At 38.5% G+C, this 12,765-nt stretch carries 9 protein-coding genes; all 9 read left to right on the forward strand.

Annotation, left to right across the window (positions count from 1 at the left end):
* The first annotated feature begins 1 nt into the window (after position 1).
* The 9 genes from nusA (at position 2) to H4J38_RS11850 (ending at position 12,759) form a co-directional block, all read left to right on the forward strand.
* Complete coding sequence (gene nusA, locus H4J38_RS11810) at positions 2–1,498, forward strand: transcription termination factor NusA (protein WP_182131991.1); 1,497 nt, start codon at positions 2–4, stop codon at positions 1,496–1,498.
* A gap of 21 nt (positions 1,499–1,519) precedes the next feature.
* Positions 1,520–4,204 (forward strand): translation initiation factor IF-2, encoded by a 2,685-nt coding sequence (infB, locus tag H4J38_RS11815; protein ID WP_182131992.1) that lies wholly within the window; start codon positions 1,520–1,522, stop codon positions 4,202–4,204.
* A gap of 141 nt (positions 4,205–4,345) precedes the next feature.
* A complete protein-coding gene (gene rbfA / locus H4J38_RS11820; RefSeq protein WP_081153081.1) occupies positions 4,346–4,753 on the forward strand; it encodes a 30S ribosome-binding factor RbfA in 408 nt (135 codons plus the stop codon).
* Positions 4,754–4,755: 2 nt separating this feature from the next.
* Positions 4,756–5,700, forward strand: coding sequence for a tRNA pseudouridine(55) synthase TruB (truB, locus tag H4J38_RS11825; RefSeq protein WP_182131993.1), 945 nt, complete (start codon positions 4,756–4,758; stop codon positions 5,698–5,700).
* Between the two features lie 137 nt (positions 5,701–5,837).
* Positions 5,838–6,107 carry a 30S ribosomal protein S15 gene (gene rpsO, locus H4J38_RS11830; protein ID WP_081180863.1) on the forward strand — a complete coding sequence of 90 codons (270 nt, stop codon included), beginning with the start codon at positions 5,838–5,840 and terminating at the stop codon, positions 6,105–6,107.
* 464 nt (positions 6,108–6,571) lie between these two features.
* Entirely contained in the window at positions 6,572–7,519 is a 948-nt protein-coding gene (locus tag H4J38_RS11835; protein ID WP_182131994.1) for an alpha/beta fold hydrolase, read from the forward strand.
* Between the two features lie 609 nt (positions 7,520–8,128).
* Positions 8,129–10,252 (forward strand): polyribonucleotide nucleotidyltransferase, encoded by a 2,124-nt coding sequence (gene pnp, locus H4J38_RS11840; protein WP_182131995.1) that lies wholly within the window; start codon positions 8,129–8,131, stop codon positions 10,250–10,252.
* A gap of 134 nt (positions 10,253–10,386) precedes the next feature.
* A complete protein-coding gene (nlpI, locus tag H4J38_RS11845; protein ID WP_182131996.1) occupies positions 10,387–11,304 on the forward strand; it encodes a lipoprotein NlpI in 918 nt (305 codons plus the stop codon).
* Between the two features lie 18 nt (positions 11,305–11,322).
* Positions 11,323–12,759 carry a hypothetical protein gene (locus H4J38_RS11850; protein WP_182131997.1) on the forward strand — a complete coding sequence of 479 codons (1,437 nt, stop codon included), beginning with the start codon at positions 11,323–11,325 and terminating at the stop codon, positions 12,757–12,759.
* Positions 12,760–12,765: the final 6 nt, after the last annotated feature.

A 12,765-nucleotide genomic window follows, 5' to 3' on the forward strand; every position in this document is an offset into this window, starting at 1 on the left:
CATGAGTAAGGAAATATTACTGGTCGTAGATGCTGTTTCTAATGAAAAGGCATTACCACGAGAAAGCATTTTTGAAGCGATGGAAACAGCTTTGGAAACAGCTACAAAAAAGAAATATGAAGGCGATATTATAGTTCGTGTCAGTATTGACCGTGCAACTGGTGAATTTGAAACTTTTCGCCGTTGGTTAATCGTTGAAGAAAGCGATACCCCGATGGAAAATCCGTATGCTGAAATTAGTTTGGCAGCGGCGCAATATGATGAACCAGAATTAAACGTTGGTGATTATGTTGAAGATCAAATTGAATCCGTTAAGTTTGACCGTGTAACAACGCAAACAGCAAAACAAGTTATTGTACAAAAAATTCGTGAAGCAGAACGTGGCCTTATAGTTGATGCCTATCAAGAACAAATTGGCGAAATCATTACTGGTGTTGTGAAAAAAGCAAGCCGTGATAGTGTCATTTTAGATCTGGGTAATAATGCAGAAGCTATTATCTACCGTGATGACATGTTACCACGCGAAAGTTTCCGTCCAGGCGATCGTATTCGTGGTTTACTTTATGAAATTAAGCCAGAAGCACGTGGCGCGCAATTATTTGTCAGCCGTACTAAACCTGAGATGTTAATTGAACTTTTCCGTGTTGAAGTGCCAGAAATCGGCGAAGAAATGCTTGAGATAAAAGGCGCAGCTCGCGACCCGGGTTCTCGTGCAAAGATTTCTGTTAAAAGTAACGACAAACGTATTGACCCTGTCGGTGCATGTGTTGGTATGCGTGGTTCACGTGTGCAAGCCGTTTCAAGTGAGTTAGGCGGTGAGCGTGTTGATATCGTTTTATATGATGATAACCCAGCACAATACGTGATCAATGCGATGGCACCAGCTGAAGTTGCTTCTATCATTGTTGACGAAGACAAAAACACCATGGATATTGCTGTTGAAGAAGGCAACTTAGCCATGGCCATTGGTCGTAGTGGTCAGAACATACGTTTAGCAAGCCAGTTAACAGGCTGGGAACTTAACGTAATGACCGTTGCAGACATGAACGAGAAACACCAAGCTGAAAACGATAAAGTATTAACACTATTTATTGACAAGTTAGATCTTGATGAAGATTTTGCTTTGATGTTAGTAGAAGAAGGCTTTACCTCGTTAGAAGAAATTGCCTACGTGCCTGTTGCTGAAATGCTAGATATCGATGGCATGGACGAAGACATGGTTGAAGAATTGCGCGAACGTGCAAAAGCGGCAATTACTACTCAAGCATTAGCAAGTGAAGAAACACTTGAAGGTGCAGAACCTGCAGAAGACTTATTAAATCTTGCCGGTTTAGAACGCCATTTAGCGTTTGTATTAGCAAGTCGTGGTATTACAACTTTAGAACACCTTGCTGAACAAGGTGTTGATGAAATATCAGACATTGAAGAATTAGATGAAACCAAAGCGGGCGAGCTAATTATGGCTGCACGTAATATTTGTTGGTTTAACGAAGAATAACTCACCGGGAGAATTATATAGATGGCAAACGTAACAGTAGAACAACTTGCCAAAGAAATCGGTACACCGGTGGATCGCTTAGTTAGCCAATTGGCTGACTCAGGCGTGAAAAAATCGGCAACTGATTCTGTTTCGCAAGAAGAAAAAGAAAACCTGCTTGATCATTTGAAAAAGCAACACGGTGATGACTCAACTGCTAACCCAAGCAAAATGACATTAAGCCGTAAGAAAAAATCTACTTTGGTTTTAGGTCATGGTAGCAAAGCTAAATCAGTGCAAGTTGAAGTTCGTAAAAAACGTACTTATGTAAAACGTAGTGATTTAGAAGAGCAACAACAAGCTGAAGTTGAAGCCAAAGCAGCAGAAGTAGCGCGTATTGAAGCAGAAGTTGAAGCAAAAGCCAAAGCCGAAGCTGATGCAAAAGAAGCAGTAAATGCTCGTGCTGTTGCTGCAGTAAAAGCAGAAGTTCAAGCAGAAGCCAAAGCCGAAGCAAAAGTTGAAGCAGAAGCTAAAGCTAAACAAGCTGCTATAGCTAAAGCAAAAAATATTGAAGAGTCGGCTAAACCGGCGGCAGTTGTTGCTGAAACTGAAGAAGCGAAAAAATTACGTTTACAACAAGAAGCAGAGTTAACAGCAAAAGCTGAAGAAGAAGCACGCTTGTCTGCAGAAGTAGCACGTAAACTTGCTGAAGAAAACGAATCACGTTGGAAAGAGCAAGAAGCTGAACGTAAAGCGAAAGAAAAAGAAGTGGTACATTTAACCTCTTCTAAATACGCGCAAGAAGCTGAAGATAAAAGTGATTCTGCTGATGAAAGTGGTCGTCGCCGTAAGAAGAAAAAACCTGCTGGCCAAGATAGAAATAACCGTGGTCGTAATGCAAGAGGCAAAGGTAAGTTAGGCTTATCTTCTCCTCAAAGCTTAAAGCATGGTTTCACTAAGCCTGTTGAAATCAAGCTTAATGAAGTACGCATCGGCGAAACAATCTCTGTTGCTGAACTAGCAAACAAAATGTCTGTTAAAGGCGCTGAAGTTGTAAAAGCTATGTTTAAAATGGGTGCTATGGCAACCATTAACCAAGTTATTGACCAAGAAACAGCGGCATTAGTTGCTGAAGAAATGGGTCGTGAAGTCGTATTAGTGAAAGAAAATGCCCTTGAAGAAGCGGTACTTTCAGATCGCGACCATACGGGTGAAGCTATTACACGTGCTCCAGTTGTTACTATCATGGGTCATGTTGATCACGGTAAAACGTCATTACTTGATCATATTCGTGAAGCTAAAGTAGCTGATGGCGAAGCTGGTGGTATTACTCAGCATATCGGTGCATACCATGTAGAAACAGGACACGGAATGATTACATTCCTTGATACTCCTGGTCACGCGGCGTTTACAGCTATGCGTTCACGTGGTGCTAAAGCAACAGATATCGTCATTATTGTTGTTGCAGCAGATGATGGTGTAATGCCACAAACAATTGAAGCAATTCAGCATGCGAAAGCATCTGAAGTGCCAATTATTATCGCTGTTAACAAGATGGATAAAGAAGGTGCTGATCCAGATCGTGTTAAGAGTGAATTATCACAACACGACGTGCTTTCTGAAGAGTGGGGCGGAGACGTTCAATTCTGTCATGTATCAGCTAAAACTGGTCTAGGCATTGATGAATTACTTGACGCAATATTACTACAGTCTGAAGTTTTAGAACTCACTGCTGTTGTTGATAAAATGGCTAATGGTGTTGTAGTTGAATCTAAACTTGATAAAGGCCGTGGCCCAGTAGCTACTGTACTTGTTCAAGAAGGTACATTGAACCAAGGTGATATCGTACTTTGTGGTTTAGAATACGGTCGTGTTCGTGCCATGCGTGATGAAAACGGCAACACTATTCAATCTGCAGGCCCATCTATTCCAGTAGAAATTATTGGCTTAAGTGGTGTACCAATTGCAGGTGATGAAGCTACGGTTGTGAAAGATGAGAAGAAAGCGCGTGAAGTTGCTTTGTTCCGTCAAGGTAAATTCCGTGATGTGAAACTTGCGCGTCAACAGAAATCTAAACTTGAAAACATGTTTGCGAACATGGCTACAGGTGAAGTTTCTGAAGTTAACGTCGTACTTAAGTCTGATGTTCAAGGTTCACTTGAAGCAATTTCAGATTCATTGACTAAGCTTTCTACTGATGAAGTTAAAGTTCGCATTATTGGTAGTGGTGTTGGTGCTATTACTGAAACTGATGCAAGCTTAGCTGCAGCGTCTAACGCTATCATGGTTGGCTTTAACGTTCGTGCCGATGCAACCGCGCGTAAAGTAATTGAAGCTGAGAAAATTGATTTACGTTACTACAGTGTTATTTACTCTTTGATTGACGAAGTTAAAGCAGCAATGAGCGGTATGCTTGCTCCTGAGTTTAAACAAGAAATCATTGGTTTAGCACAAGTACGTGATGTATTTAAGTCTCCTAAAATTGGCGCAATTGCTGGTTGTATGGTTACTGAAGGTATTATCAAACGTTCAGCACCAATTCGTGTATTACGTGAAAACGTAGTGATTTACGAAGGTGAGTTGGAATCTTTACGTCGCTTTAAAGATGATGTACAAGAAGTTCGTAACGCTACTGAATGTGGTATTGGTGTTAAGAACTACAACGATGTTCGCGTTGGTGACCAAATTGAAGTATTTGAAACAGTTGAAATTAAACGCACACTTTAATTTCGCTTAGTTTTCATAGGTTAGTTAAAATGGGGGCTTAGCCTCCATTTTCATTTACAAAATATACGTAATGTTTAATATTTAATATTGGATAGGGTATATCCTAGTTGATTTTAGCTTATTACGATGTAGGAATTATTTATGGCCAGAGAATTTGCTCGTACTGATCGAGTTGCACAAGAAATTCAAAAAGAAATCGCGATGATTATTCAGCGCGAAGTTAAAGATCCACGTTTAGGTATGGTGACAGTTAATGCGGTAGAAATTACCCGTGATTTAGCCTATGCAAAAATATTCGTAACTTTCTTCACTTTAGAAGGGCAAAACGTTGATGTTTCAATCGACGTATTAAATGAAGCTTCAAGCTACATTCGTACTTTGTTGGCTAAGCGTATTAATGCTCGTATTATGCCAGAGCTTAGATTCATTTATGATAGCTCTATGGTTGAAGGTGTTCGTATGGGCAACTTAGTTGATAAAGCTGTAGCTGAAGATGTTAAAAATCACGAAGGTGAAATAGACGAAGCCCCAGCCCCAGAGAGCGAATAACAATGGCGAAGAAAAGAAAAGGCCGTGCGATTAACGGCGTTTTACTACTAGATAAACCCTATGATATGTCGTCTAACAATGCTCTGCAGCGAGTTAAGCACATTTATTTCGCGCAAAAAGCAGGTCATACCGGGGCTTTAGATCCATTAGCAACCGGCATGTTGCCGATATGTTTAGGTGAAGGAACTAAGTTTTCTCAGTTTCTACTTGATACTGATAAAACGTATCAAGTTACGGCTAAATTAGGTATTCGCACCACTACCAGTGACGCTGACGGCGAAGTTGTTAGTGAAAAAGCTGTTGATGTTAACGCTGAGCAATTAGCAGCAGCATTAGACTCCTTTCGTGGTACAACGAAACAAATTCCGTCAATGTATTCGGCGTTAAAATATCAAGGGCAACCTTTATACAAATATGCCCGTGAAGGCATTGAAGTACCAAGAGAGTCACGTGATATTACAGTATTTCGGTTAGATTTAATTCGCTTTGAAGGCGATGAGGTCGACCTAGATATTCATGTTTCTAAAGGCACTTATATTCGCACCATTATTGACGATTTAGGTGAGCTTTTGGGCTGTGGAGCCCATGTTGCTGATTTACGCCGAAGTGCAGTGGGTAATTATCCAACCGAAAGAATGGTCACGATGGCAATGTTAGAAGCACTATTAGCGCAAGCTGAGGCTGAAGACGTGCCGCCATCAGTGTATTTAGACCCTTTGTTATTACCAATGACAACGGCCTGTGATGGTATTCCAGTGGTTTTTGTTGATGATATGTCAGCAAACTTTTTACGCCATGGTAACCCAGTACAGTGCTCAAATGCGCCGGCCGACGGTTTAGTCCAAGTATTCATTGGTGATAATGTTGATACGGGTGAATTTATTGGCGTGGGACAAATTGATGACGATGGTTTAGTAAACCCTAAACGTATTACCGTTGTCAGCTAGTTTATACTTATGCATAGACTATCAGTTTAAGTTGCAATTACAGTAATTGTTGATAGAATACGCGCTCTTAGAACGTCTTGCTGATTTAGTGTTCGGCTTGACGCGATTTTTAAAACACTAAAATTAAGGTAAATAATATGTCTTTAAATGCTGCTGAAAAAGCTGCTATCGTTGCAGAATATGCACAAGCTGAAGGTGATACTGGTTCTCCAGAAGTACAAGTTGCTTTGTTAACTGTACAAATCAACCACTTACAAGGTCACTTCAAAGAGCACATCCATGATCACCATTCACGTCGTGGTTTATTACGCATGGTAAGCCAACGTCGTAAATTACTTGATTACTTAAAAGGCAAAAACGTTGAACGTTATACTGCTTTAATCGGTAAATTAGGTCTACGTCGTTAAGACAAGCTTTATTTAATAAAATTAAGCAAAGCATATCAAAAGGAGCCCAAGGGCTCCTTTTTTCATGGCTTAAGTTTACTTACCTATTTCTTAACAATGTTCGAGATAATTTAGGATACACCGCAGATATATTAGCGTTGCTATCATAATGAAGGTACTTGGTACTTGTTGGGCATAAAACTGAAAATTTTGCAGTATGATGGACTGAATATATTCATCGATTCAAGCGAAATTTCTAGCTGTTTACCACTATGATATTTGTGAATCATTGAAAGTTATACTGATCATAAAAGCTAGTGAATTGACCTAACGAACTGAAAAGCATAATGTATTCTTTGCTATGAAATTAGCAGTAAAATTAGAAATTATACAAGCTGTCTGTCTACGAATTTTAGTAGCTTTTAGAATATTGATATCGTAAATAATTTAAACAGTAAAACAGATAAAATAAGGCGTTTAGAAAGTTGATTATTTTAAAATATAGCTTGTATTTACTACTGACAGTGGTCGTTTCCCTTGGCATTTATCTTTATGCAAATATAGCGTATGACAAGCCTGTTGCAGAACTTAGCGACCGTTGGGCGCCAGAACCTTCACAATTTTTAAAGCTTGCTGGAATGAATATTCATTTCAGAGACGAAGGCCCAAAATCTGATCAAGAGCCTATTGTTTTGATTCACGGTACGAGTGCGTCATTACATACATGGGACGGGTGGGTTGAGGTTTTAAAAGATCAACGTAGAGTTATTCGGTTCGATTTACCTGCTTTTGGTTTAACAGGGCCAGATCCGCAAAACAATTATACTATTGAACATTATGCTGAAGTTGTTATTGCAGTATTAGATAAATTAGCAGTCAAAAAAAGTGTATTAGCAGGTAATTCTTTAGGAGGATATATTGCTTGGGCAACAGCAGTATTTCATCCCGATAGAGTATCTAAATTGATTTTAGTTGATGCAAGTGGCTATCCTTATGATCCTGAATCTGTACCCCTTGCTTTTAAATTGTCACAAAACCCGATAGCAAGTCGCTTATTAAAAAATGTTTTACCAAAATCATTAGTAGAGAAAAGTGTTAAAAATGTTTATGGAAACCCAGATTTGGTAACCGATGAGTTAGTTGAGCGATACTACGAACTATCTCTTCGAGAAGGCAATCGTAGCGCTTTAAAAGCGCGTTTTGAACAAACATTGCCAGGAGCCTTAGCGGATGAAATTAGTACTATTAATGTGCCGACACTTTTAATTTGGGGGAACAAAGATAAGTTAATACCACTTAAATTTGGGAAAAAATTCGCACAAGAGATCCCTAACAGTCAATTGATTATATTTGATGATCTAGGCCATGTACCGCATGAAGAAAACCCTCAAACAACAGTATCGGCGGTGATACATTTTTTGAAGAATAATTAACGTAAATAGTATCAACTCAATTTGATTGACAAACAGCCTAGTTAACCAAACGGTTAATTTATACTTAATCACTAGGCTCATTATAAAAACTTGGACTGGTGGTTAGTACATTTGTGGTGAGTTTGGTTTACGGTTTACGGCTTGCTGCTTATGTGAAAAAAACATCAACAAAGAAAAATGCAAACTTTATTGTTGAATTTAAAGCGTATCGGCTTTGAGCATTTGTGTATTCTAGATACTGTATTTTAGCTATGGTATTGTGTGTGGTAAATTTAGCTGCATAATTTTAGCCGGTTTCATTCAATGATTTATAATCTTAAATTTTGTAACCAGCGACAAATTGTCAAAATAGCGCTAATTTACAAAAATCTTCATATTTCCCCCTATTAACTTCAACATTTCGGCTTTGACGCTAGTAAAAATATAACTGTTAAGTATAATGTGCGTGCAAAATTTGTATTTGTAAAAAACTAATCAATCAAACTGTATAATTTTTTGTTCAACTTAGTGCGTAACTTACCGGTAACGCCTTATATTTAAATGATTAACTAAGTGAATAAATAATTGTACAGATTGATTAAAATCAAAAGATATTTAAGGAACTACTAAATGTTTAATCCAGTAACTAAAACATTTGAGTTCGGTCAACATACCGTAACTCTAGAAACGGGCGTTATTGCTCGTCAAGCCACTTGTGCCGTAATGGCAAGCATGGACGATACCTCAGTATTAGTCTCTGTTGTTGGTAAAAAAGAAGCAAAACCAGGTCAAGACTTTTTCCCATTAACGGTTAACTACCAAGAGCGTACATATGCTGCTGGTAAAATCCCAGGTGGTTTCTTCAAACGTGAAGGTCGTCCTTCAGAAGAAGAAACATTAATCTGTCGTCTAATTGACCGCCCAATTCGTCCATTATTCCCTGAAGGGTTTACTAACGAAGTTCAAGTAGTTATCACTGTTGTTTCTGCTAACCCAGAAATTTCTCCAGACATTATCGCTTTATTAGGTACGTCTGCAGCTTTAGCTATTTCAGGCATGCCTTTTAGTGGACCTGTTGGTGCAGCGCGCGTTGGTTATACTGACGGAAAATATATTCTTAACCCGCTACAATCTGAATTAGAAGCTTCTCAGCTGAACTTAGTTGTTTCTGGTACAGACTCTGCTGTATTAATGGTTGAGTCAGAAGCTGACGTACTTTCTGAAGAAGTTATGCTTGGCGCTGTTATGTTTGGTCATGAGCAAATGCAAACGGCTATCACAGCAATTAAAGAAATGGCTGCAGAAGTTAACAATCCTAAATGGGATTGGGTTGCACCGATTAAAAACGCTGATCTTATCGCTAAAATTGCTGAGCTTTCTGAAAGCCAAGTTGATGAAGCTTACCAAATTACTGAGAAAGCGGTTCGTTACGAAAAAATTAAAGACATCCGTAACAGTGTTGTTGAAACATTATTGGCCGCTGATGCTGATCTTGACGTTCAAGAAGCAAAAGATTTATTCCATGACCTAGAAAAAACGGTTGTTCGTGGCCGTATTACTAAAGGCATGCCTCGTATTGATGGTCGTGATCCTGAAATGATCCGTGCGCTAGACGTAATGACTGGTGTATTACCACGTACTCATGGCTCTGCTGTGTTTACTCGTGGTGAAACTCAAGCATTAGTTGTTGCAACGTTAGGTACACAACGTGATGCACAACGTCTTGATACCATTATGGGTGAGAAAACTGATAGCTTTATGCTTCATTATAACTTCCCTCCATACTGTGTTGGTGAAACAGGTTTTGTTGGTTCTCCTAAACGTCGTGAAATTGGCCATGGTCGTCTTGCAAAACGCGGTATGTTGGCTGTTATGCCTTCAGCTGAAGAATTCCCATATTCTGTTCGTGTAGTTTCTGAAATTACTGAATCAAACGGCTCATCTTCAATGGCTTCTGTATGTGGTACTTCATTAGCACTTATGGATGCTGGTGTACCAATTAAAGCTTCAGTTGCTGGTATTGCTATGGGTCTAGTTAAAGAAGGCGACAACTTTGTTGTTCTTTCAGACATCTTAGGTGATGAAGATCACTTAGGCGACATGGACTTTAAAGTAGCGGGTACTACGGGTGGTATTACTGCACTTCAAATGGATATTAAAATTGAAGGCATTACGCAAGAAATCATGCAACTTGCTTTAAACCAAGCAAAAGCAGCACGTAATCACATCTTAGCTGTAATGGATGAAGCTATTGGCGGACATCGTGATGATATCTCTCAATTTGCTCCACGTATTCATACCATGAAAGTTCCACAAGATAAGATCCGTGACATTATCGGTAAAGGTGGCGCAACTATTCGTCAATTGACTGAAGAAACTGGCACTACGATTGAAATTGAAGATGATGGTACGGTTAGAATCGCAGCGACTGATGGCGACCAAGCAAAAGATGCGATTGCACGTATTACTGCACTTACCGCTGAAATTGAAGTGGGTACTGTTTACACAGGTAAAGTTGTACGTATCGTTGATTTTGGTGCGTTTGTTAACGTATTACCAGGCAAAGACGGTTTAGTACATATTTCTCAAATCTCTGAAGAACGTGTTAACGCCGTTAGCGACGTATTGACAGAAGGCCAAGATGTAACAGTTAAAGTACTAGAAGTTGACCGTCAAGGTCGTGTACGTCTGAGCATGAAAGAAGCGATGGAAAAGCCAGTTACAGCAACGCCTGAAACTGACTCAGCAGAGTAATATTTTTGCTGAAAATCAAGTGCAGTAGTTATGTTAGTTAACACTACCTAATATCTTGTACACAAAAAGGGAGCTTAATTGCTCCCTTTTTTATATACTCAATATTATAAATATTCACTAGGACTCTGTTTTACGTGCGCTTACTTTCTAATACACAATTTTCTAAAGCCTTATTTTCCAAAGTATTACTTGTTTCAAGTTTATTACTCGCTCAAGCCTGCTCAACAATAAATCATCAGCAGTCTGCTATTGGGGATCTGATCATTGCTGAGCCGATTGCCATTAGCTATAAAAATGAAATAGCCTTAGCACGGTTAACACAAGTATTACAAAGAGCTGAAATCAGCGATGGCCAGCGTGCAGAGTTATTTTATCAACGTGGTGTTGAATTTGACAAAGTGGGTTTACGTGCCTTAGCACGATTTGACTTTAATCATGCAATTACACTCAAACCAGATATGGTAGACGCATATAATTTTTTAGGCATTCACTTTACCCAGTTACAAGAATTTAATCAGGCATACGACGCTTTTGATTCTGCTATCGAGTTAGCGCCTGATCATGAATACGCTTTTTTAAATCGTGGCATTGCGCTCTATTATGGTGGTCGCCCAAATTTAGCATCAGATGACTTTGAGGTATTTAGACAATATCAACAAAATGATCCTTATCGAGTGTTGTGGCAATATTTGGCAGATTTAGAAATAGATCAACAAAAAGCCAAACAAAATTTAGCATTATATGCACAACTAATAGATGAAAGTGTTTGGGCAAAAAATGTTATTAAACTTTACTTAGGTGAAATGAATCAAGCTAATTTTATTGATCTATTGGCGGTAAATGTTAATTCAAACGAAGCACTAACAGAACGTTTATGTGAAGCTTATTTCTATTTAGGAAAGTACAGCCAAATGCAGGGTGATGTTAATGCCGCCATTAATTTTTTTAAATTAGCGCTTAGTACCAATGTCTATGAATTTGTTGAACATCGATATGCCAAACTTGAATTAGACTTAATGCGCCAAACGATACAACAAAGCAGTACCCCTTAATCATTTTAGTTATAGATAATGGTCAATAAAAAAATTCTTATAAGCTTAGTAATAGTTATATTACTAAGCTTATTTTTTTTCATCGCTGACTATCGTGAAAAAATTGCCAACGCAGAAATAACCCGGCAACAATTATCTTTACTCGAAACGTTTGATGTATTTACCAATACGGATGAACGATTAGTAGAGCTGTTAGCAAATGGTAACAACCAGGCATGGTTACATTTAGCTAAATACCATGCTGATACTAACGCTAATACTGCTTATCAACTCGGCGAATATTTTCTCAATCTTCAGCAAGTAGTAGCAGCACAGTTATGGTATCAAGAAGCGATACGTCAGCAGCATAATGGGGCACGTTTAGCTTTGTCGAATATCTATTTTGACCGACAACAATATGCTGATATTAAGCCTTTGTTATTACCCATTTTGACCGATGAAAAAGCACTGGCACTATTATATGAATTAGCTTTATATCAAGGTGACTTAGGGTTTATTCATGCTTATAAAAGCAAGTTAGCACAAGGCAGTAATGCTTTACTGTTCAATGAACTTGATTTTTTTTCAGTGTTCAATCAAAAGGTAGAGCAAACAACGAATAAGCAAAATATTGAGCAAATCATCGCACAGAACTCAACTTGCTCGGTTGATGTACAACTATTTGCGACCAACTTAGCGGGTTTACGACATGGGCAACAGTTAATATCATCATTTGAACATCATAAGTTAGCAAAATATATTTGTTTGCAAACCCCAATATATATTGCCGAAAATACAGTTAATTGCCAACATTTAGCCACTGAGAAAATAAGCTGTAATGCCAGTGTTTGGATGTCACGTACCGATATAAATACACGCTATCTGGGGGTTATTGTCGAGCAAGGCAAGGCCAATGTTGATAACGGTATTATGTATTTAGACCAACAAGATAACCTTGATGTTTTGGTACATGAACTAAGCCACTTTATTGGTTTTGTTGATGAATACCCGTTACCTAAGCAACATCAAAAGTGTCAAGAATTTCAGCAAACTCCATTTGCTCATAACCTTGTTGTTATTGCAGATTTTTACCAGGGTGAGCGTGATATGTTACGCGCAGGTATATTGTCACAGGTGCCATGGCGTAGTTTAATTAAAGATTCAACACCGATATTGTCGAAGCATCAACAAGGCTGGAAGTTAGCCACGCCAATCGAATATAAAAACGAAATAGGTTTATTTACAACGGCTTCTTGTCATATAAACGGTGTGACACAAGCTTTTAAACCCTTATATCATCGAACAAAATTAGAATATTTTGAGTTGGCTTTTCCAGAAAAATACTTGAATATTATGACGTTAGCACCTAAACAGTATTTAATGCCTAGTTATCATTTTAACATGAGTAGAGATTTAGCTGTTGAGGGGAAACTTGATAAGGCGAGTGAAGTATTACAAGCTACTATGTTTAATTAAAAATCA

Origin of the sequence: Colwellia sp. BRX10-3, assembly GCF_014077505.1 — a bacterium.
Lineage (GTDB): Bacteria > Pseudomonadota > Gammaproteobacteria > Enterobacterales > Alteromonadaceae > Cognaticolwellia.

What these genes read in the sequence shown, in the direction of transcription:
- nusA (WP_182131991.1), top strand. Translation starts at nt 2, where the DNA reads ATGAGTAAGGAAATATTACTGGTCGTAGATGCTGTTTCTAATGAAAAG.
- infB (WP_182131992.1), top strand. Translation starts at nt 1,520, where the DNA reads ATGGCAAACGTAACAGTAGAACAACTTGCCAAAGAAATCGGTACACCG.
- rbfA (WP_081153081.1), top strand. Translation starts at nt 4,346, where the DNA reads ATGGCCAGAGAATTTGCTCGTACTGATCGAGTTGCACAAGAAATTCAA.
- truB (WP_182131993.1), top strand. Translation starts at nt 4,756, where the DNA reads ATGGCGAAGAAAAGAAAAGGCCGTGCGATTAACGGCGTTTTACTACTA.
- rpsO (WP_081180863.1), top strand. Translation starts at nt 5,838, where the DNA reads ATGTCTTTAAATGCTGCTGAAAAAGCTGCTATCGTTGCAGAATATGCA.
- pnp (WP_182131995.1), top strand. Translation starts at nt 8,129, where the DNA reads ATGTTTAATCCAGTAACTAAAACATTTGAGTTCGGTCAACATACCGTA.
- H4J38_RS11850 (WP_182131997.1), top strand. Translation starts at nt 11,323, where the DNA reads ATGGTCAATAAAAAAATTCTTATAAGCTTAGTAATAGTTATATTACTA.